Below are 21,086 nucleotides of genomic sequence, written 5' to 3'. Positions count from 1 at the left end.
TTCTTGGTCCAGATGGCGTTGCGGTAGGCCGTGGTGGCCGACTTCAGGTCGACGGTCGCGGTCTTGGTTCCGTCGACGTAGATGACGGCCTGTCCAGAGGTGGCGGCCCGCGAGACGATCCAGGCCACCGAGCGGCCGGTGAACGTCCAGCTCATCGACGCGTTCTTCGCCGAGCTGCTCAGCGAGGCGCCGCCGAGGTAGCTGGTGGACCTCTTCTTGGTCCAGGTGCCGGTCTTGGTGGCGGAGGTCTCCTGGAGGATGACCGGGGTGGCTGTGGTGGTCGTGGTGGCGGTGTTGCCGGCCTGGTCGTAGGCCGTCATCGACCAGGTGGTGGCGGTGCCGGAGTCCGAGGTGAGTGCGGCGGTGCAGGTGATGGGGCCGTAGGTGTGCGCGGACGGCGCCGTCAGGCGCACCTCCTTCAGCGCTGCGGCATCGGTGGCCTTCCAGCCCAGGGTGACGGGAACGGCGGTGGTGTTGACGGTGCCGGTTCTCAGTGTCACCGAGGGCTTGGTGGTGAAGGCGGGTGCGGTGGCGTCGGCGACGACGGTGGCGTTGCGGGTCACCGCGGTGCGGCCCGAGATGTGTACCGCTCGTACGGCGACGGTGTGGGTGCCCGCGGGCAGGGTCAGCGACGCGGTGCTGGCGGTGGGGCCGGGGGTGGCTGCGACCTTGCCGTCGACGATCACTTCGTAGCGCTTGACGAGTGATGTGGGCGAGGTGATGGCCCAGTTTACTGTGAGCGGGCCCTTCGTGTAGGCGGTGGTGCCGGAGATTCCTGCCTGGCCGAAGGCCTTGAGGGCGAGTCCGGTGACGGGGCCGCCGGCGAGCGTACGGATGCCGGGCAGGGACGCGTAGAGCTTGCTGCCGGGGCACTCGGTGGCGTAGCCGTCGCGGTGGCCGGAGAGCCGATAGAAGCTGGCTGTCTGCCCGAGCTTGAACTTGCCGTTGTCCAGGCCTGCCGTCAGATTCACTGTGCCCGCGGGGTCGTGGCCGTACTGCCCCAGCTTTCAGGCGGACAGGCGTGCCACGGAGGCTTTGGCGGCGGCGGACGCGTCGAGGGATGAGTACTCACCCAGGACCGCGATGCCGGCGGTGTTGGTGTTGAAGCCCGGGTTGTGCGCGCCGATCACCGGCCGGTCCACGCCTCCCTTGCGCCCCTCGAAGATCGTTCCGCACTTGTCGATGAGGAAGTTGTACGCGATGTCCTTCCAGCCGTTCGACTTGATGTGATAAGTGCGGATTGCGCGGACCAACGCGGCGGAGTCCGCGCAGGAGTACGTGTTGGCGTCCACGGTGTGGTGGACGAAGACCGCCTTGATCTCGCTGCCGTACTCGGCTGCTTCGTGGTTCATCGACTCGTCGGCGCCCCACTGGGCGCGGGTGGTGATCGGCGGCTTGGGCGCGTTCGACACCGGGGCGGGCGGCAGGGTGGAAGTGGGGGAGCCGCTCGGTGTCGCAGTCGGGGAGACGGTGGCCGTGGCCGGCGGGTCGCTGGGGGAGGGCGTGCCGGGTGACGGGGTCGGCTCGTCCACCGGAGCGTCGGTGCTCGTGGCGGCGTCCGTCGGCTCGCTCGTCTCATCGCCGGGTGTTGCCGTGGGCGCGTCGGTCGCGTACGCGACTGGATCGGCGTCGGATGCGGCACGGCCCGCGCCGGGGTCCACCATCTCCAGCCGCATCCCTGCCGGAAGCGGTGAGCCCTGCCCGTCCACGCGGGCCTGCACGCCGTCGGACGGCCCGACCCAGGCCGGTTCGGTGGCGCCACGCCGGCTCTCTTCCGCCGGGGCACCGTGCCCGCCGGGGTCCAGGGTGATCCACGATCCCCACGCGCCTGTGCGGGCGCTGCGGACGCGCACCTGCACGGTGCCGGGTATCTGGACGGACGGCTTGGTCCATGACAGACCGATGAGGCTGAACGCATCGGTGTCGTGCTGGGGAACCTCGGCGCGGTCGCCCTTGGCCGTTACCGCCGCGGTGTGCACGGTGGTATGGACCGGTCCGGTCACCTGTGTGGCGCTTTTGTCGTCTTGCTCGCCGTCAGTTCCATTGACTCCCTGGAACACGACGACGCCGGTCACCGCTGCCACTACCACGGCTGCGGTCCCCACATACGTCTCTTCATGCTTTTCGACGCCCCCTTTGTCAATTCTGGCATCGCGCATCGGGAGCATTCCTCAACCGATGCGTGCCGGAGTAATGGAAGCACGGCAGCGGGAGAAAAACGCAAATCAGCGATAGTGAATCCCTGTCCTTTATGATGCACTATCGCCGCTTCACGTAACGAACATCAGGAAATTGAACCCCCTCCGCGATTGTCGCGTTCTTGACCTGTTCGGAAGGCTCGGCACTTGGGCTATTGTGCCGAAACGGTCCACCGACTACGTCGGCGGACCGTCACGAAACTTCGAGGCTAAATTTTGCTACAGCTCACACCACTCTCCGATCCCTTCGACCGTTCCCGCTCGGACGAAATTCTCCATAACATCCCATGCGCGATCGACTCCCATGACGAAGTCACCTGTGAAGGTTCCTAGATCGTCCATGACCGGAACGTCGACTTCTCCCTCCGGGGAAACAGAGCCATCCCCAACAAGAAGGAAAACACTGTCCTCGGAGGTGAAGAGATGAATGACGGCATGATCACCCAGGAAGCTGAGAGTCAAATAGGGGTAAAGACCATCCGGCAAATTGACTTCCAGATGCCCCTGACCGCTGGCTCGCAGTTCCCTGAAGGCGCTCACAAGGTCACGCAGTTCCGAGCGCCTCTCGGTGGAATCGAAGCGTGCTGATTGCACCGATGTCATGGACCACGCAACGTCCATCTTTTACCTCCGAAACTTTTATGGCCGAGGCCACGGCTTGGGGTCCTGAGCGTTTCAGATACCGAGCAGCACCCTCGTGGCCCAGGTCACCCGCTGCGGAGCGTCTCGGTTCAGGGCGGCGCCGTGCGGGTGGATACGACAACGGAACCTTTCAGCGTCTAAGCAAACGCAGAAAGTGGCGGAGTTTCGCCGGAGGTGGTGCGCGCGATTATGCATTCGGCAAGTTCTGCTCACGCGTCACCACTGTGCGTCCTCCGTGGGGTGGAAAAACTGCGTCGGGGCGTATACTTCGAGGACATTACGGAGCCTGGGCATCTGCTTGGCAGTGGATTGGTGATCGATGACCGCTCATGACTTGGGTCCCCTCGAACTCGTTGCAGATGAGTGGATCATCGGCGATCCGACCGCCCGTAAGAGTAGGTACTTCAAGCTTCAGGAGCAGGGACTGAGTTACTGGGTCCAAGGGACCCAGACTCAGGTAATCCCCTGGTCGCGGTTCATGAATCTCGTCCTCTCGGTCCAACCCACCAGGCTAGGTAACTCCCGCGCGATGGTGATTCTCTCAGCCATTTCCATGGCGAGCGGCGGAGCCAGGGCGGCCTTTCTCGGGGCTACCCTTAGGAATCCATACGAGGACTGGAGTGCGGATTTCACGCATGCCGCCAGGAAGTTCGGAAGGCGGGATATCTGTAAGGCCGAGGAATTCCTCAAGCAGACCGTTGAATTCGGGCGGGCGGAAAAGCTTGGCGATCCACGATGGGTGTCCCAGGCGGTTGAGAAGATCGCAAACCTCGCAGTAGGATCTCGAGAGATGAAGGCTGCCATCGGGGAGATTGTAAGGAGTTAAGTCTGATGGCGACGGCCCGCCGGTTCCTTTCGGGCGGGCCGTCCCCTCCTTCGATACAGTCGCGGCCACCTCCGTGCTCCACGCAACTCCCTCTCTGGAGAGTGGCGTCAAGTAGGCAGCACAGCCTGCGATGCAGGATTCCCCGGAAGAGACATTCAGGAGTACAACGCGTGTTCAAGGATCCGCGCCCGTCCACCCGCCGATGGGCCGCAAAGCATCCCGTCGTCACAGGGGTCGTCGTGGGGGCACTCTTCTACATCATCCAGGTCCCGGCGACCAGAGACCCCGTCGGCACCCTGCCGTTCGCAGGGGTCATAGGCGGCATCTTCTGGCTTACGGCTCTGAGCGAGCGCCGCAGGCGCAGGTCTGCCGACCGGAGACAGCAGTCCTGACGCCGTGAGCGGGGTGGGGCAGTGCACTCGCACGGCCCCACCCCTGGGGGATGCCGGAGGAGCGGGGCCGATGAAGTCAGCTGGCAGTCAGCTTCTCCCGGCGCCGCGGACACCGGCACCTGGCTGGAGACCGCCTACACCGACACCAGGCTGGTGACCCGGATCGGATCGGATCGGTACACGTCGCCTGGCCCGAGGCGGTCACTCTCGCCTCGGGCCGGGCGACGTCGTCCTCGACCCTGCCCACCCTGATCGTCACCATGTGCTGGCATGCCATGCTCGGCGAGGGCTGTAGAACCCTGGTGATGACGGGCACCGGATACGGCACCGCGCTCGCCTGCCGCGGGCCCGCTCGCGCTGGTACCGTCGCTCGTATGGACCAGAACGGACAGGTGCCGCCCTTCGAACCGGAGGAGTTCGCGCGCGTGGAGGCTGCCGCCAACATCGTCGGCAAGTCCCCCGCGGACTTCGTTCGTGACGCGGCGCTCGCTGCCGCTGACGACCCGTTCGTGAAGGCGCTAGGACGGGCCCGCGACCGCGTCCCGCAGCTCGCCGAGGTCTTCGCGACCCTGGACACGCCCGCCGCCGACACCAGCACGGCCTCGTGGCCTGACCCTGCTCCGCTGGGCAGCCGCGACTTGCACGGCAGCCAGCACGGTCACGCCGCGTGACCCGGTTCCTCGTCCCGCAAGAACTTCTGCAGATCGCGCAGACCCTCCCGGGCGACCCGGACTGTCTCGACCTGGGCGTACTGGACGCCGTCTGCGCCCGGGTCCGGGCCCACTACATGGGCCGCGACGTGTACAGCAGCGACTGGCTCAAAGCCGCGGCCATGCTGGAGACCGTCGCGCTGCACGAGCCACTCGAAGCGAAGAACGGTCTTTGCCTGGCTGGTCGCCGAGACGTTCCTCAGCGCCAACGGCCAGAGCCTGCACTACGAGCCGGAAGAAGCCCTCGCACTCGTCATGCGGGCTAAGCACAAGGGTGCCCGCGTTCAGGAGATTGCCGCCCAGCTGCGTGCCTGGTCCACAACCTGACAATCCCGGCTTAGAGGTCCTAACAGAAGCTGTTGATCATGTGACTTTCAGCTTCAGTGGTCGTTGGTCTGGTCGTGGGGAAACGACAGTCGCGGCCATGGATCGTGTCGGATGAACTGTGGTCGCTCATCGAGCCGTTGCTGCCCGAGCCGGGGCCGAAGCTGGTCGAGGGCAGGCCGCGGGTCCCGGACCGGCAGGCCTTGTGCGGGATCCTGTTCGTGCTGCATACCGGCATCCAGTGGGAGTACCTGCCCCAGGAGCTGGGCTTCGGCTCGGGCATGACCTGCTGGCGGCGCCTGGCCGCGTGGAACGAGGCCGGTGTGTGGGACGAACTGCACCTGGTGCTGCTGAAGCAGCTGCGGGCCGCGAACAAGCTGGACTGGTCGCGGGCGGTGATCGACTCCTCGCATGTGCGGGCCGCTCGGAGGGGCCCAAAAGCGGACCCAGCCCGGTCGACCGCGCGCGGCCGGGCAGCAAGCACCACGTCGTCACCGACGCCCAGGGCATCCCGCTCGCGGTGTCGTTGACCGGCGGAAACCGCAACGACGTCACGCAGTTACTGCCACGCGCCGCCTGGCACGCCCATGTGGCCACTGGTGACGAGGCCGGCATGAGGGCAGTGTCCCGTCAGATGGCACAACTTCGTGAGGCAATGAGGGCGGAGGTCCGAGAGGCCGCTGCGCGGCGACGCGAGGCCGCAGCACGCCGATTGAGCGCCATCGTGCGCGAAACGGATCTTGCGATCGAGCGCGACAAGAGCAGCGGCCTTTCACCGAGCGAGGCCAAGCTTGTTCGTAGGCGAGCGGACCTCCGGGCGGAGACGGTCCAACTGCGCGAAAAGATGCACGAGCTGATTGGTTTGAGGCGCAATTATCTGGAAGCGGGCGACTCTGCGGAGGCCGAGAGCGTACAGATACAGTTGAGCCAGGTGCGGAAGGCCTTCAAGGCGGCACGGACGGAACTGGTTCAGTTGCCCGCCGAGCCTACCGAGGAGGACCGGAATGCCGCCCAGGTCCTCCAGCAGCATCGCCAAGTGCTGCAGGAGCGAGACGCAGACGTCGCGCACCAGCAGATTGTGCGGAAGGTTGTGAGTGGCGGGCTTCCCACTCTGGGCAAGGGGCGATAGCTGACGCAGTGGGACTGGTCCCAGGTGGTGGTGCGGATCTTGCGGCCCCGTTGGACACGCCGAGGGTTCAGGACCGTCGACTCCGACAGGGCAGCCTTGCCGATATAGATCCGGCCCCGGCCGTGCGCCCGCTGAGCGGCGTTCTCCGCAGCGTCCTCGGAAGCGGCGTACTGCTTCAGGCCCTGTGTGGTGCCGTCACGGTCGGAGTAGTAGGCCTGCATCTCCCGCCAGTAGCTCTGGTAGACCGTGAGCGCGGTCTTCTTCGCCTCGGCCTGCGGATCCGCCGGCGCCGACGACGTGGGAGCGGCCGAAGCAGTGAAACGGCGGGGGCGGTCGACTGCGTCGAAGCGGCGTCGTCCCCGCTACTGCTGCAGCCAGCCACGGTCGCGCAGAGCGCGGCCAGAGCAACGAAGGGCGTGCGAGTGCGAAGCGCGGCCCCCCGGTACCAGGCCGGTGTTGGATGGTCTGGTCACGTTCCCTCTCCGTCATGACGGTGTGCGGTACACGTGTGCAACCGTAAGGCTCCGCATTGCCCCTCAACTCCCCCAGACCCTCTGGGTGTTCACCTCAACACCCTCGCCGACCCCTGCTGCGCAGTCCGCGGCGTACCGCGTGCGCACCAAGGAGCGGTAGCCGCCAGTGCTGCGCAACCGGCGCCCGGCCGACCGCGCAGCACCGTCGAGGCAGGCAGTGAACCGCACAAGCAGTGGCCCTGTGGACACGGTCTGCGCTATCGGCTGCGCAAGCACTGCGCAGCGCTGTGACCTGCATGGTCGGGCTTGTTGGCCAGCTCCAGCATGTCCGCGACCGCACCTTCGGTGAAGACGCCTCGAAGATCCGCACCCGGCACCTGCCCCGCATCATGGCCGGCTCGCGCAACCTCGCCATCGGCGACCACCGCCAAGAGGGCCGCACCAACATCGCCGCCGCCCTCCGCCACACCAGCCGCGATCCCCAGCGGCCCCTCACCGCCCTCGGACTGACCTGACAAACCCAGACGCAAGATCACTTCGCAAAGACCCTGGGGCTGGGGCCATGTACGGCTGATGGGGTGGTGCGCCCGCGAGCGCTTCCATCAGGTCGCCGGATGATCTTGCCGCGGCTCGATGCCGCCGGACAGACCTTCGGGGGCGCCGGTCAGACCCTCGGCCGCGTCCTCTGCGCCGCCGCGCGGGTGTCAGCAGGTCGAACCGGCCGGCAATCCTCGGGGCCGCGGCGCGCGCAGCCGCGGCCCCGCTGCCCGTACGGTCAGCGCGGACACGGCCCTGCAGCTCCTCAGGGAAGCGCACGGTGAGCTGGACGCCGGCCCCAGGTCGTTCGCGGCCGTCCTGGACGTCTTCGGCATATGGGCCCCGACCGCGGCGTTCACCGCTGCCGGGGCCCATATGCCCTCTGCCACCCTGCAGTTCGCAGCCCTGGCCGAACAGACCGCAGCCCGCCTTGTCCGTGGCCGCGGGCAAGGAGCTGTCGCCGGCGCAGTGCGTGTTGTACGCGGGCGTTGCCGGGTTCTGCGCTAGAAGGTCAGGTTCCAGGCGTCGATCTTGCCTGTGTCGGAGGCGGCGTTGTCGTTGACACGCAGCTTCCAGGTGCCGTTCGCGACCTCCGAGGAGGCGTTTACGGTGTAGGTCTGGGCGATGTTGTCGGCGCTGCCGCCGGCGTGGTTGTGCAGCGTGTAGACGGTGCCGTCCGGCGCCACCAGGTCGACCTTCAGATCACCGATGTAGGTGTGCTTGATGTCCACACCCACCTTGAGGGTGGCCGGGGCGTTGCCGGTCACGCCGGTTATGGCGATCGGGCTCTCCACGGTCGCGTTGTCGTTGATGGCGAAGTCCACGAGGTTCTCGAAGTACTTACCGGGCGGCGGGGTGGTCCCGACGGCCTTGAGGGCGTCGACTTGGCCTTCGCCGAAGAACGAATTGTTGGCCGTCGTGCCCGTGCAACGGCTGTCCGAGGGGCAGGCGATGTCGTTGGCCTGGGCGGCCAGCTTGGCGCGGATCTGCGCCGGGGTGATGCCCGGGTTGGCGCTGGCGATGAGTGCCGCCACGCCGACCACGTGCGGGGTGGCCATCGAGGTGCCGCTCTTGCTGCCGTAGCCGCCGCCGGGGACGGTGGAGTACACGTTGCTGCCCGGCGCCGCGACGTCGATGACGCCCTGCCCGTAGTTGGAGAACGAGGCCTTGGTGACACCCGTGCCGTTGGCCGCGACCGTGACCACGCCCGGCAGCTCGGTCGGGATGTCGAGGCAGGCGTTGGTGATCGTGCGGGTGACCGGCGTCGAGTCGTTCGGGCTCGCGGAGTCGGTCGTCTTGTGGGCGAGGTCGTAGTTCTCGTTGCCAGCGGCGGCGATCTGGAGGGAGCCCTTGCCCTCGGCGTACTCCTGGGCGCGCTTGACGCCCTCGATGATGGCGGCCTGGTCGATGTTGTCCGGGCAGTTGAACTGCCACGGGTCCGTGTAGTAGCTGTTATTGGTGACCTTGAAGCCGTGGTCACCGGCCCAGACGAAGCCGCAGATGGTGTTCTCGGCGAAGAAGAAGGAGTTGCCCGGCTCAGCGACCCGGACCGCGGAGATCCTTACCCCGGGGGCCACGCCGACGACGCCCTTGCCGTTCTTGGCCGCGGCGATGGTGCCCGCTACGTGGGTGCCGTGCGTGTCGACGTCCCGCCAGGCGCCGACACGGGTGTCGGGCTTGCCGTAGGCGCAGGAGACTGAGTCGGCCGCGTTGAAGTTGGGCGCCAGGTCCTGGTGCTGGTCGTCCACACCGGTGTCCAGGATGCCGACTGTGACGGAGGCGGAGCCCGGGTTCACGGCCCAGGCCTGGTCGGCCTTGATCTGGCTCATGTCGGCCCGGGCCGGTTCTCCGGACGGGGTCGAGGCCTGGGCCGGATTGGCCGGTAGCGCCGGGTTGTAGGCGTCGGCCGGGACGTCCGAGGTGCGCGTGGCGCCGACCTGCTGCACGCCGGCGACGCCGCGCATGGTGGCGGCGAATCCGCTGGACGCCGAGTGGGCGACGATCACGCCGATGGCGTCGAAGTTCGAGAAGACGGTGCCGCCGTTGGCAGCGATCGCGGAGCGGACCGCCGAACTGTCACCGGGTGCGGTGATCACGAGGTAGGCACGCGTGCCGGCCACCCAGGTCGCACTCTGGGAAGCCGGCACGGCAGCCGGAGCGTGGGCCTTGGCGGCCGGCGCGGGGGAGGGGTCGACGGGGAGCGTGCCCGCGAGGGCGCCCTGGGCGCCGAACGCGAGGGCGGCACCGAGCGTGGCCGCCAGGACCAGCGTGCGTCTAGTCCGGCTGGATATGTGGGGTATCAAAGCGTCCTCCGGAGACGGCCCGGCCGTGCTGAGGGCACCGGCGGGGCCGTACGAAACGAGTGGTGGATGCAAGATGTCAGGCGCGTGCTCCTGTACGGAAGTACCTTTCCGTGCAGGGGCGTTATGGGGGAATGGCTGAAAAGGACGTACTCCGGGCATCGGGGGGTCGGGATCCACCGGGAGCTCGGCGACGTCGAGCGGTATGTGAAAGACCAGATCAAAAAGCCCCGCCCGGACCTCGCCGCACGCCTGGAACGCGAGGTGAAAGCCCGCTGGCAGCCCCAGATCCGGGCCTAGGCCCGCAAGAAGGCAGCGACCACTGGCGGCATCGTCATCGATACCCGAGCCCGCCTCGGCTACATCGGCACCACCGACCAGGACCGCATCCGCCACCTCACCGTCGCCCTCCCGCCGCAGTACGCTGCCCGCCTCTTCGACGCCCAGCAGGCCGGCGCCAGCGACCAGGAACTGCGGGAGATCGCCGCCGAAGCACTCAAAGAGGTCTACTTCCAGGACAACGGCCGCCGCGCCAGCAGCCTGGAGGAGGTGCGTTTCACGGACGTGGAGCACCTCGAGTTCGAGCTGTAGCTGGGCTCTGGACAGCAGGCGGGCTGGGCCAACTGGTCCGGTCCCGCCGCCGTACCCGATGCACGGCGACGAGCGCCTGGTTGACGAAGCCTTGTACGAATGCCGCGGTCTCGGGCACGTGACGTTCTTCGTCCGCGTCTCGCTTTGTCACCAGTACTCCAGCTCAAAGCAGTGTGCTCCGTGGGCGAGTTCAAGGTCTTCGACGGCGACTGGACGACTGAGGGCGCCGTCCCGGCCGCCGTGGCGTAGGTGCTGCTGCAGACGCTGTGCATACCCGGCGCCCGCCGCGGCTGTCCTGTCGGGTTTGCGCCGGGCTGACCTTCAGAACGGGGGGTCGTCGCTCCAAGCGGTGGTGGCCGAGGCCTGTGGCGGACGATGCTTGTCCTGGTGAAGGACGGCCACGGCCTCTTCGATACGGCCGAGGTCAATGAGGTACCCGGCCAGGTCGTGGCTGTTTGCGGGAACGTGGGCGTGGGGGCGCAGGACGGCGACGGCCTCCTCGGTGCGTCCGGCACCGGCCAGCAGCACGGCAATGTGTGATGCCGCGTAACCAGGTGGCGCCCTCGGGATGGGAGCGGGCCTGTGCGATCGCTTCATCGACGCCGTCGCGGGCGGCGATCAGCGACAGCCGTATCCAGTACAGCTCCCAGTCCTCCTCGCCCCCGCGGGCGGCGGCGAGGGCGTCGAGGTGTGCCAGGCCGTCCTCGGGGCGGCCCTGGGCGAGGCACAGGTCGGACCGGAACCCGGAGTGGCACTCCGATGGAGGGATGGCAGCGCAACCGGCGGGAAGCCTGAGCTGTCTTGTGGTACGTGAGCCCCTACCTTCCTCGGCGCCGGAACGAACGTCGCGGCCTGCGCTTGTGGCACGTCTGGATCGTCCTGCCCTTGGCCTTCGCCAGCGCGATCTTTGTGGCCGCCGCAGTGTTCTACACGGCCTGGGACCTGCTCGGTGCCCGGGGTCTTGAGCCTGAGCGCCTGATCGACGCCAAGACGCTGTTCGATCTGGTGAAGCTGTCGTTCGGTGTGGTGGCCGGGGCGGGTGCCCTGGTTGCCTTGATCGTGGCTTACCGGCGTCAGCGGGTCGACGAGGACGGCGCTCTGCGGGAGGCCACCCGTCTGCACACCGAACGGTTCACGACCGCTGTCTCCCAGCTCGGCGAGGAATCCGCCGCGGTCCGTCTCGGCGGCGTACACGCCCTGGCCGGTCTTGCCGACGATGCCCCCACCCGCCCCTTGCGCCAGACCTGCATCGACGTCCTGTGCGCTTACCTCCGCCTGCCTTACATCGCGGAGGCTGACCTGACGGCGGGCGACACACAGGCCCGGCACGCTTACCTGGCCCTGCGGGAGGTCCGGCACACCGTCATCCGCCTCATCCGCGACCATCTCCGTCTGGACCCCACGCATCCGCAGTCCTGGCAGGGCCACGACTTTGACTTCACCGGCGTCACGTTTGACGGCGGAGACTTCTCCGGCTCGGTGTTCTCGGGGGGCACGGTCAGCTTCAGCGAGGCGACGTTCTCGGGCGGAACGGTTCGTTTCTCCGGGTTGACGTTCTCTGGCGGCAGGGTCGATTTCGGTAGGTCGACGTTCTCCGGTGGAACGGTTCGTTTCTCCGGGTTGACGTTCTCTGGCGGCAGGGTCGGTTTCGGCAGGTCGACGTTCTCCGGCGCAACGGTTCGTTTCTCGGGGTCGACGTTCTCCGGCGGCACCCTCGACTTCGGTAGGTCGACGTTCTCGGGCGGAACGGTCAGCCTCAATACGTCGACGTTCTCCGGCGGCATGGTCGGCTTCGCCGGGTCGGCGTTCTGCGGCGGCACGGTTCGCTTCTTCGGGTCGACGTTCTGTGGCGGCAGGGTCGACTTCCGCAGGTCGACGTTCTCCAGCGGCACGGTCCGCTTCGCCGGGTCGACGTTCTCCGGCGGCACCCTTGACTTCGGCAGGTCGACGTTCTCCGGCGGCACGGTCCGCTTCGTGAGGCCGGCGTTCACCGGCGGCACGGTCGACTTCAGACTGGCGACCGGCGAAGCGCCGTCCGGCCTGGTGCCGGCGAGCGGATCGACGTCGGCTGGGTTGTTCCTGCCTTCGGCCTGGCTCAGTTGATGATCATGCAGGGCGCGCACGGACGGCTGACGACGGTACGAGCCCGCAGCGCGTGCGTCGGGCGCATGACGCCCGACGGCCATGACGGCACAGCAGACCCGGCAGGCTCGCCGCCGGATCCTAGCTCGGTGTTGCGGGACAGCCGCGGTGCAGGCGGCTATGGGACATCGGCCCTTCTGGCTGAGCCGTTCCGATTCGTGCGCAGGACTTCGGGGTCGGCGCCGCAGGTGTGGGCTTGACGGTGGAGTCGGCCGCTTCGGGTGGGTGAGATGGGCGCAGTATTTGCACGGCCTCGGTGGTGTCCGCAGGGGGGCGCGACGTTGTCGCCGGCGCCCGCTGTGCGGGATCGGCCGTGAAGTTCCGGTGCACCCTTCCGTCCCACGGGATCGCTCTTTTCCTCAGGTCAGAGCCGGTGTTCGCTGCCGGAATGATCAGTGTTGCGAAGGTCCAGAGGCGGAATGCCTGGCGGTACTACGTGCGCGGAGTCGCGTTCGGGGACGGGCGTCGTCCCGTCGGCCAGGCATTGAAGGACGCTCAGGAGATGGCAGGGCTCCCGCCCGGGGTGTGGAGGGGGCGCGGGGTGGCCGCGCTCGGGCTCGCCGCCGGGCAGACGGTGACCGAGCGGCAGATGGAGTTGCTGTTCGGGGAAGGCCGGCACCCGGATGCCGACCGCATGGAGCGCGAGCTCCTGGACGACGGCGAGGATCCGGAGACGGCGCGGCTGGCGACCGGCGAGGGCCAGGTACGTGGTGTACCAGGCGGTCTGGGCCTGGACGAGATCGTGGGGGAAGGGGGTGGCGTCCATTCAGCGATTAGATCGCATGTTCGAATTTCTGGGCAAAGTGAGGCGCCCGAACTGCAAAGATTTTGGTTTCGGCCGATGCCCTCCGGCCATGGCGCCCCGGGGGGCCGGGAGTCAGGCCCTGGGAGCCGAGTGAGCGTTTAACTGATCGTTTCAGAATCAGGTTCTCGTAACTGCCGGAGCCTGTCAGCCGTCGAGTCGCTGGAGGACCTGCGCGAACTCATCGGTCTCAATCAGGCCGACGAGTACTTGGGTCATGTTGCTGATTCCGGCATAGCGGACGATGAGCCCGTCCGAGACCCAGAAGTAACGACCTCCCAGGGCATCCCCACTTGCCGCCCACCTCTTCATCACAAGCTGCTAGTGGGAAACGCGGTGCCCAGCAGCCGGTCGGGGGAATTCGGCTGCCGCCTGCGGCCGGATGAAATCCCGGCAGTCACCAGCCCTCGCAGCCCGCGGGGAAGCAGGCTTCTGGGGGGATCAGCGTGAGTCGGTGACGATCGTCGGCGTCGCTGCCTTGATGGTCTTCGCGAAGCACTGCCGCAGCACCGTCTCGGCCCAGGAGTGCTCGGTGTCGAAGCCGAGGACGAGGGCGGAGGGTGTCCTCAACGGCGAACGAATCGCGCAGGAACACCGGGTTGCGGGCGACCTCGACGGCGTCCCCGGCGGGCGCATATTCGTGCACCAGGTCACGGACGCGGGGTGCGGTGCCGACCTGACGGTCGACTTGACCGCGATGACGGACGGACCCGTGAGGCGGGGTGCGAGCTGGCGGAGTGGCGGTCAGTGCAATGAGATGAGAGGAGAAGGCCTGGTACCTGCGCGGCGCTGTGGCTTGCTGGCTTTGCTCACGGCTTTCGGGAGCAGGCACAGATTCCGTGAGGGTGCCTGTCAGGTTGACGAGGGCTCAGATTCGTCCCACTTCCATCCGACTTCGGGGAACTGTTCGAGCAGGACGGAGAACGAAGTCGCTTGGTGGATGGCGGACGACCAATCCTGTGCGGAAACGTCGAGCAGGGCCAGAGATGGGGGTTCCTGCCGAAAGTCGTAGGTGAGCATTTCGCGGCTTCCGTCTTCGCCGATGACGAGGCTCCCGGGGAAGCGTTCCTGGAAGCCGCCGAACTCGTTGACTTCGATGAGCTCTCCAATGGCATTGATCATCAGGAAGTCGTCCGCCGGAGGAACGAACCGAGCCATGCTCCCTTCTGTAGCCAGGAAGTGTCGGTAGTCCGCGGGAAATCGGACTCCGAAGCGGCGCTCGGCTTGCGCGATCTGATCGTCGTTCGAACTCATCAGGCCGTTCTATCAAGTCCGGTCACACCTGGTGACGGTGGCTGCCTTGAACTGCGGTAAGCAGGACTCGCTTTCAGAGGCGGGGTAGGTTCGCTCGTCCATACACCTGACATTTGATCATTTCGATGTGGTTGGCCCGGATCTCCAGGCGAGGAAACCGGCTGCGCATCCCGGGGAGCCTTGCGCCCCCGGTGGTATGACTGTCGTGCTGCGCAATGGGCCCTCGACCGGTCTGCGCAGCTGCCCCGGCGGGGCAGTGGCTGCGCAGACCGGCGTTCCGCGGGAGCGGCTTGCCATTCGGCTGCGCAGCGCGGTGGCCTGCATGCCCGGAGGCAGGTGGCGGGCGGTGATCGTCTGCCCTGTTTCGGCGGCGGGGCGGGCGGGTTCGAGGTTGCGGGGCTGGGGTCCGGTGGCCGGGGGAGCCGTCCGCGTCGGGGGTGATCAGGAGCTGTGTCGCCCGGGGGTGGGTGTGCTGTTGCTGGCTGGAGTGCCGGTGGCGGGTCGATTCCACCGCGGATGCGGCGGTGTCGTGGTCGGGGCCGGCGTCGGCCCTGTCGGTGTGCGCCGTAAGGTGCCGCGCGACCGGCGGTGTGCGCTGCAAGGTGCCGCGGTCCGGGGCGGGTTGCGGGGGTTGGTGTGAATCCCCTTGCGCAATGGTCAAGGATCGTTGACCATTGTTGGCATGGCTACCGATGATCTTCCTGAGACGTTTCACGTCACCACGGACGAGCAGCTGCGCGCCGTTTCCAGTCTCACGCGCCACCGGATCATGGCGGTGCTCCGCTTCGAGCCGGCGACGATCACGCAGATCGCCGAGCGGGTGGGTCTTGCGAAGGGGAGTTCCAGCTATCACGTGCGGCTGCTGGAGCGGGCCGGTCTGGTGAGGGTGGTGCGGACGCGGAAGGTGCGGGGTGTCACGGAGCGGTACTACGCGATGGCCGCGCGGTCGGTCGAGCTGCCGGATCCGGGTGAGGGGGGGCCGGATGTGCTGATGCGGCATGCGGTGGCGGATCTGGAGGCGGCGCCGGCGGGCGGTGCACGGCATGTGCGGATGGCGCATCTGCGGCTCACCGGGGAGCAGTTCGCGCAGCTGGGGGCGCGGCTGGAGGCGCTGGCGGAGGAGTACCGGGAGCTGTCCGATCCGTCGCTGCCGGACGCGTCACTCGTCTTCGCACTGTTTCACCCGGCATCGCGCCGGCAGGCCGAGGGGGGCACCAAGTGATCTCGGACGCTGGGAAGTTGCCGGCCGGGTTCGGACGGCTGTGGACCGCGCAGACGGTGTCCTCGTTCGGTGACGGGGTCTCGCATGCCGCGCTGCCGCTGATCGCGTTGACGTTGACGCGGGATCCGATGGCGCTCGCTGTCGTCACGGCGGCGGGGACGCTGCCGTGGCTGCTGTTCGGGGTGCTCGGCGGTGCGCTGGTGGACCGCTGGGACCGCCGGCGCACGATGTGGGCCGCGGACACGGCGCGTGCGGTGCTGCTCGTGATACCGGCGGCGGCTGCCGCGCTGGATGTGCTGAGCATTGCGCTGCTCGCGGCCGTCGCCTTCCTGCTGGGTCTGGGCGGGCTGTTCTTCGACACGGCCGCCACGGCCTTCCTGCCGGATCTGCTGCGCCGTGATCCCGCGCTCCTGGAGCGCGCCAACTCCCGCCTGCGCGGCGCCCAGACCGCCATGTCCGGTTTCGCGGGGCCGCCTGCGGGCAGTGCGCTGCTCGCGCTGGGGCGGGCGGTTCCGCTGCTGGCCGACGCGGTGTCGTTCCTGTTGTCCGCGCTGCTCGTGCGGACGTTGCCCGCCCTGCCCCGGCCCGTGCCGGAGGTCCGCGAGTCGCTGCTTCGGCAGGCTCGGGCCGGCGCGTCGTACGTGTTCCGGGACCGGGTGCTGCTCGGGCTGGCGCTCCGCCCGGCGGTCGGGAATATCGCCTTCCTTGCGGTGGAGACGGTCCTGGCCCTCTTCGCGCACGACCGCCTGGGCATCGGCACCTACGGTTTCGGCCTGCTCCTCACGGCGGAGGCCGCCGGTGGCCTGCTCGGCGCGGGTATCGCCTCCCGCCTTGGCCGGCGGCTCGGCACCGGCACCGCGCTGACCTGCACGGCCGCCGCCGAAGGGTTTGCCGTCCTGGGCCTGGCCGCTGCCCCGAACCCGTACGTGGCCGGGCTGGCGCTGGCCGTCTGCGGGGCCGGCATGGGCGCCACGATGGTGCTCGCGCCCTCCCTGCGGCAGGCGATCGTCCCGGCCCACCTGATGGGCCGGGTCGCCTCCACCTCCCGCATGCTGGCCATGTGCGCCGCCCCCGTCGGGGCGTTCCTCGGCGGCTGGCTGGCCACCGCCTACGACATCCGCACCCCGCTGTGCGCCGCCGCCGGCCTCCTCCTGGCGATGACGGCCGTCACGGCATCCATGACCGGCAACCGCCGGGTCGAAGCGGCGCTGCGGGCCGCCTCGGCCGCCGCCTCGGCCGCCGCCTCGGCCGCCGCCTCGGCCGCCGCCTCGGCCGGCGGCCCGGATCACCCGGCATCCAAGGATCCCGCCCAGGAGAGTGCACCCGACCTGGTGTGACGCCCTGCCGCGAAAGGGCCGCAGCAGGTCGGGTGGCAGGCCCCCGCGGGGGCGCGGTGAGCGACCGGGCGGCCGGGCGCGCCGGCCTCCGGCCGGCCTGGTGCGACACGTCGGGAGGTGACGTCACCCGAGCTCGGCGAACGGGACTGTCCCCGGGAGATCGAGCGCCTCGCCGGCCGTGTCGGCGTGGAGGCGTCCGACGGAGGATGGCTCTTGCTCCGGGCGGACCCGGGCGAGCCGACACCGCTGCGGCGCCGTGTGAACGCGCTTGTTCGGGCACTGCGCAGCTGTCACTTGGAGGGCGATGGCTGCATGGAGGAGGAGCGGCCTGTGGTGCGGCTGGCCGGAGCTTCGGTGCTGAGGCCGGGGGTGATGTCCGCCGGGGTGGAGGAAGGCTACGAGGGCGTGTGCGCCCGGATCGGTGTGCAGGCCGGCGCAGGGCTGGGCGCTGTGGAACACCCGGAGCGGCGGGGGAGTGCAGGTGACCTGGTGGTGTCCGCCGTCGGGACGGCGAAGGGCCTGTTGCGGAACTGCTCACGTGGGGAGGGCAGTCGATCCGGTGTCACCGCTGCCGTCCCGGATCGCCCTCGTGTGTCACGGCTGGAGCGGGCTCATGACGTTCTCGCCTCGGGAGGTCGGCCGTAGGGGGCTTGGCGGGCAGTCACTGTCACAGGCTCCGGTTCCTCGGTCATCGCCGGGTCCGGATGAGGGTGGCGGCGAGGTGTAGCGGCCTGGTGGGAACGCGAACACCAAGCACTTGCTGCGTTCGCCGGCCAGGTCCCCCAGGCCTCGCCGAAGTCGACCTCCGCGTCCATGCCGGGCTGGTTGTGGCGGATCACGAATCCCGCCGCCGGTGTCGCCCTTCCGCCTCGGCGATCTCCTGCCGACGCTGGTGCACGTAGTCCCACACCGTCGAGTAGGGGATGTCGGCACCGGCCTCCTGCTGAAGCCGGCTCAGGATCCTTTTCACGGTGTGCCGCTGCTTCGGCGGAGTATCCAGGTCGTCGGGCAGCCACTGGTCCATCGTCTTCTTGAACGGCTCCAGCCTGGGCGAATGCCGTCGCGGCATCCGACGCGGAGCGGGCACGGCCGAACACAGTGTCTCGCGCACCAGCCGGCGGTGGACCCGGTACTTGCGCGCCAACGCCCGGACCGACAGCCCCTGCTGCCACGACTCCCGGCGGATCAGCAGGAACAGTTTCCTTCGAGGACGCCACCCGGCATCGCACGCTCACGGCGACCTACCGCGAGCGTCCCAGCCCAGGCTCCAAGGCGGGGCCAACTCAAGCCGGAACAACCCCCGAACGCTCCCGCGCGCCTCATCGGTGGGGCCAGATCAGGCCGGAAAAGCGGGGCCAGTTCAGACCGTTAATGCCATGGGACAAACTGACGCACATCAAGCCTGAACATTCGTCATCAGCGACCCTCACTGGATTCCACCGGAGCAGCAGAGTACCGACTGACGGCGACTCGACTCCCCCTGTCCAGCGGCCGGCTTCACCTTGGGCTGTTCGAAGGTCGCCCCCTGGCGGACCGGCCGACGATGCCGATCAGTCCAGGATCGATTACTTCAGGCCGCCCATGGTCCGCACCACCCGGAGCACCGGTTCCAGCGAGTCCACGATCGCCGTGGCGCCCGCCTCCCTCAGGCACTTCCTCTTGCGTTGATTACGCGCGTAGCCCAGGAACGGAACACCTGCTGCCTGAGCGGCGAGGAAGTCCGTGTCCGCATCACCGATCATCAGCGCGTCCTGGGCGGCCGCATCCATGGCGCGCAGGGCGCGGTTGAGGCAGTGCGGATCGGGCTTGAGGAGGTGAAGCTTCCGGGTGCGCCCGTAGACGTGCGGGGCGAAGCGGGAGAGCAGTCCGCGATTTTCCAGGTAACTCTTGGCCACCACGGGGGAGTTGTTCGCGGTGATGGCGAGGCGCGCACCCACTGCGGACCAGGTGTGCATCAAGGGGTCGGCGTAGGCGGTGGGCATGGCGGATTTCGCGGCCCGTAGCTCCTCCTGGGTGAGCTGCTCCTCCAGTTCCAGTGCGAGATCACTGCGGGGATGCCGACGGTCCACCGCGCGCAGAACCGCCTGCGGATCCAGGGACTCCCGCTCCCCGTCCGTCAACAGGCCGCGCAAGCCCTGCCCCTCCAACCAGTCCACCAGGCCGTACGCCACCTGTTCCGCCGGATACGACGCGAACAGCCCACAGATCGGCCCGTCGAAGTCCCAAAGGACGACCCGCGCACGCGCGGTCATCTCCTGAAGCTTCCCGATCTCAGTCTCTGCCTCTTCTGCCACCGAATCAGTGTGCGTCGTATCAGAAGTCACTAGGAGAGTGTCAGGTCCGAGGAGATGGTTTCCCAGAGGGCGCCGGGCGCCCGCATACTGCTCGCGGTCTGATCGACGCGACCACGTGTGGCACGATCTCTGGGAAGCGCCGGGTCCGTCGAGGACCCTTTTGGCTGTTCGGTGTTCCGGCCGTCTGTGTCCGACGTTTGCGGCCTTGGCGGACCCGGCCTGAGTGTTCTGTCCGCGGTGCGGCGTGATCAGCTGGGCCACATCGCGGACGGCAACGGGCAGAACGCCTGCAGCCTGGCGGAGGGGGCGCGTTGTCGCTGGTCGGCCCGGGTACCGGCCGGGGTGGGTGTGCCGGTGACGCTGTCGCCCAGTCGGCGCAGCTGTCGCCGCCTTGCACCGCACGCAAGAAGGTGTGCCGGGCGGTGTCTAGGCTTCGCCCATGCTGACTGGCGAAGACGGGTCGTATATGGCGGTCAGGCGGCTGGCGGCTGGAGTTGCTGTGGACCAGGCGCTCGATGTGGCGGATCCGGAGTCCTGGATCGGCTTTGACTTCGGGGTACGCGAACTGGCGTGGCAGCGGCCGGAGCTGTTCCACTCGAACGCGTCGCCGTCCGGGCGGCGGCTGAGCTGGGATCCGGTTGCGTCGCTGCCCGCCGTCACTTGGCGCGATAGGCCCGGTGACGCCGAACTCGCCCTCGCCCTCTGCAACCGTGACGGCCGGATCCGTGAGGCCGCGCTGGAGCATTCCGGGGAGCGGCCCGCGCTGCTTGCGCTGGTGGTCATCCGCTGTGCGGACTGGGTGGGGCCGGTACGCGAACGGGCCCGCGTGCTCCTGTCCGGGACGCCGGCGAACCTGCTGGCCGCGCACGCCGCGCTGATCCTGCGGATCGGCCGCCGCCCGCGGGGCGGCTTCGCCCAAGAGCTGCTGACCGGGACGCTGCGCGCGGGCCCTGCCGCGCAGGCCGAGGCGCTGCTCGACAGCGGCGACCGGGCCACGGCCCGCCTCGCGTACCGCATCGCCCTCGAGCGGCGGCTGCTCCCCGCAGCGCGGCTCGCTCAGACCGCCGCCCGCCACCGCGACGTGGTGGTGCAGGACCTGTGCGCCGAGGCGGCCGTGGCCGCCCTCGGCGAGGGCACCTTCGACGAGTTCAGGGAGGTCGTGGTGCCGCTGCTCGGGTCACGGCAGCCCCGGGTCAGGTCGGCGGGTGTGACCGCGCTGCGCCGGGCCGGGCGGCACGCGGACGCCGAGCCGTACCTCACCGACCGGTCCGCCACGGTACGGGCGTGCGCCCGCTGGGTGCTGCGGCAGGGCGGCACCGACCCGGCGCCGCTGTACCGCGCGCTGTGTGCCGATCCCTCGGTCCGGCCCGCCGCCGCAGTGGGCCTCGGGGAGTGCGGGGTGCCTGAGGACGCGGACCTGGTCCGGGCACTCCTCGCGCACCCGGTCCCCGGCGTGCGCGCCTGCGCTTTGGCGGGGCTGCGGGCGTTGGAGGCGGTACGCGTCGATGACGTACGACCGCTCCTGGACGACCCGTCGGCGGCGGTGGTCCGGCAGGCGACCGCCGCCCTGTTGCCGTGGGCCGACCGCGTACCGCAGGTGCTGCTGCGCGGGTTCCTGGCCGAGGGCCGTCCGCGCCACCAGCGGATCGCCGCGGTCCGGCTGCTGCGGGCCGTCGGGGTGAACACCTGGGTTGGCATGCGGCTTTGAGCTGATCCCCCGGACAGGTCCAGGACAGCCGCTCCTGGGGTGTCAGTACCTGCCGTTTCCCGGTGTGTTTTCCTGCACGACGGTGTACAGGCCTGGGCAGTGCAGAGTGGTGAGCGTGGGAGCGCAGGCATCCTGCCACCGTCGGTTCGGGGGAGCGGGAAGTGGACGCTCACCGTCGTCGGCGTCCCGCAGACGCCCGTACGGG

17 protein-coding genes and 3 pseudogenes are annotated in these 21,086 nt (G+C 68.6%); 10 read left to right on the top strand and 10 right to left on the bottom strand.

The window, feature by feature from the left end; genetic code table 11:
* From ACFV0T_RS36305 to ACFV0T_RS36295, 3 genes and pseudogenes are all read right to left on the bottom strand, one after another.
* Positions 1-971: pseudogene (locus ACFV0T_RS36305) on the bottom strand (N-acetylmuramoyl-L-alanine amidase); the annotation flags it as partial.
* 36 nt (positions 972-1,007) lie between these two features.
* Complete coding sequence (locus ACFV0T_RS36300; RefSeq protein ID WP_385788883.1) at positions 1,008-2,003, bottom strand: N-acetylmuramoyl-L-alanine amidase; 996 nt, start codon at positions 2,001-2,003, stop codon at positions 1,008-1,010.
* A 414-nt stretch (positions 2,004-2,417) separates the two neighbouring features.
* Positions 2,418-2,801, bottom strand: coding sequence for a hypothetical protein (locus ACFV0T_RS36295; protein ID WP_385788881.1), 384 nt, complete (start codon positions 2,799-2,801; stop codon positions 2,418-2,420).
* 358 nt (positions 2,802-3,159) lie between these two features.
* Here ACFV0T_RS36295 and ACFV0T_RS36290 point away from each other — a divergent pair, with 358 nt between their 5' ends.
* The 4 genes and pseudogenes from ACFV0T_RS36290 to ACFV0T_RS36275 all read left to right on the top strand — a co-directional run bounded on the left by ACFV0T_RS36290 (position 3,160) and on the right by ACFV0T_RS36275 (position 7,209).
* The gene (locus ACFV0T_RS36290) at positions 3,160-3,666 is read left to right on the top strand and encodes a hypothetical protein (protein WP_385788879.1); all 507 of its coding nucleotides are present in this window, start codon (positions 3,160-3,162) and stop codon (positions 3,664-3,666) included.
* Between the two features lie 766 nt (positions 3,667-4,432).
* Positions 4,433-4,729: a hypothetical protein gene (locus ACFV0T_RS36285; RefSeq protein WP_385788878.1), complete on the top strand. Its 297-nt coding sequence runs from the start codon at positions 4,433-4,435 to the stop codon at positions 4,727-4,729.
* Positions 4,730-5,169: 440 nt separating this feature from the next.
* Positions 5,170-5,660: pseudogene (locus tag ACFV0T_RS36280) on the top strand (IS5 family transposase); the annotation flags it as partial.
* A 1,330-nt stretch (positions 5,661-6,990) separates the two neighbouring features.
* On the top strand, positions 6,991-7,209 hold the full coding sequence (locus tag ACFV0T_RS36275) for a hypothetical protein (RefSeq protein WP_385788876.1): 219 nt from the start codon (positions 6,991-6,993) through the stop codon (positions 7,207-7,209).
* A 525-nt stretch (positions 7,210-7,734) separates the two neighbouring features.
* Here ACFV0T_RS36275 and ACFV0T_RS36270 read toward each other — a convergent pair.
* Entirely contained in the window at positions 7,735-9,534 is a 1,800-nt protein-coding gene (locus ACFV0T_RS36270) for a S8 family serine peptidase (protein WP_385788874.1), read from the bottom strand.
* 66 nt (positions 9,535-9,600) lie between these two features.
* Between ACFV0T_RS36270 and tpg the strand changes: the two are divergent.
* A pseudogene (gene tpg, locus ACFV0T_RS36265) lies at positions 9,601-10,122 on the top strand (telomere-protecting terminal protein Tpg).
* 321 nt (positions 10,123-10,443) lie between these two features.
* Here the strand turns inward: tpg and ACFV0T_RS36260 are convergent.
* Positions 10,444-10,719, bottom strand: a complete 276-nt coding sequence (locus ACFV0T_RS36260) for a hypothetical protein (RefSeq protein WP_385788873.1) — start codon at positions 10,717-10,719, stop codon at positions 10,444-10,446.
* Between the two features lie 288 nt (positions 10,720-11,007).
* Here ACFV0T_RS36260 and ACFV0T_RS36255 point away from each other — a divergent pair, with 288 nt between their 5' ends.
* Both ACFV0T_RS36255 and ACFV0T_RS36250 read left to right on the top strand, forming a co-directional pair.
* Positions 11,008-12,225: a pentapeptide repeat-containing protein gene (locus tag ACFV0T_RS36255; RefSeq protein WP_385788871.1), complete on the top strand. Its 1,218-nt coding sequence runs from the start codon at positions 11,008-11,010 to the stop codon at positions 12,223-12,225.
* A 427-nt stretch (positions 12,226-12,652) separates the two neighbouring features.
* Positions 12,653-13,171: a relaxase domain-containing protein gene (locus tag ACFV0T_RS36250; RefSeq protein ID WP_385788869.1), complete on the top strand. Its 519-nt coding sequence runs from the start codon at positions 12,653-12,655 to the stop codon at positions 13,169-13,171.
* A gap of 336 nt (positions 13,172-13,507) precedes the next feature.
* Here the strand turns inward: ACFV0T_RS36250 and ACFV0T_RS36245 are convergent, their stop codons facing one another.
* The 3 genes from ACFV0T_RS36245 to ACFV0T_RS36235 form a co-directional block, all read right to left on the bottom strand.
* Positions 13,508-13,636: a hypothetical protein gene (locus ACFV0T_RS36245; protein ID WP_385788867.1), complete on the bottom strand. Its 129-nt coding sequence runs from the start codon at positions 13,634-13,636 to the stop codon at positions 13,508-13,510.
* Positions 13,637-13,918: 282 nt separating this feature from the next.
* Positions 13,919-14,320, bottom strand: a complete 402-nt coding sequence (locus ACFV0T_RS36240; protein WP_385788865.1) for an SMI1/KNR4 family protein — start codon at positions 14,318-14,320, stop codon at positions 13,919-13,921.
* Positions 14,321-14,393: 73 nt separating this feature from the next.
* On the bottom strand, positions 14,394-15,035 hold the full coding sequence (locus ACFV0T_RS36235; RefSeq protein ID WP_385788863.1) for a hypothetical protein: 642 nt from the start codon (positions 15,033-15,035) through the stop codon (positions 14,394-14,396).
* Between ACFV0T_RS36235 and ACFV0T_RS36230 the strand changes: the two genes are divergently transcribed.
* Complete coding sequence (locus ACFV0T_RS36230; RefSeq protein ID WP_385788861.1) at positions 15,003-15,542, top strand: ArsR/SmtB family transcription factor; 540 nt, start codon at positions 15,003-15,005, stop codon at positions 15,540-15,542. The genes ACFV0T_RS36235 and ACFV0T_RS36230 overlap by 33 nt on opposite strands.
* Positions 15,539-16,879, top strand: a complete 1,341-nt coding sequence (locus tag ACFV0T_RS36225) for an MFS transporter (RefSeq protein WP_385788860.1) — start codon at positions 15,539-15,541, stop codon at positions 16,877-16,879. Before ACFV0T_RS36230 ends, ACFV0T_RS36225 begins: the two co-directional genes overlap by 4 nt.
* Positions 16,880-17,714: 835 nt before the next feature.
* On the opposite strand, the gene ACFV0T_RS36220 is transcribed toward ACFV0T_RS36225, so the two are convergent.
* Positions 17,715-17,966: a hypothetical protein gene (locus ACFV0T_RS36220; protein WP_385788858.1), complete on the bottom strand. Its 252-nt coding sequence runs from the start codon at positions 17,964-17,966 to the stop codon at positions 17,715-17,717.
* 478 nt (positions 17,967-18,444) lie between these two features.
* Positions 18,445-19,173: an HAD family hydrolase gene (locus ACFV0T_RS36215; RefSeq protein WP_385788857.1), complete on the bottom strand. Its 729-nt coding sequence runs from the start codon at positions 19,171-19,173 to the stop codon at positions 18,445-18,447.
* 439 nt (positions 19,174-19,612) lie between these two features.
* Between ACFV0T_RS36215 and ACFV0T_RS36210 the strand changes: the two genes are divergently transcribed.
* A complete protein-coding gene (locus ACFV0T_RS36210; RefSeq protein WP_385788855.1) occupies positions 19,613-20,881 on the top strand; it encodes a HEAT repeat domain-containing protein in 1,269 nt (422 codons plus the stop codon).
* Positions 20,882-21,086 lie beyond the last annotated feature (205 nt).

It is taken from the genome of Streptomyces sp. NPDC059582, from assembly GCF_042735715.1.
Classification (GTDB): Bacteria; Actinomycetota; Actinomycetes; order Streptomycetales; family Streptomycetaceae; genus Streptomyces.
Note: the sequence above shows the minus strand (reverse complement) of the source record. Positions and strands in the feature narration are given on the sequence as shown.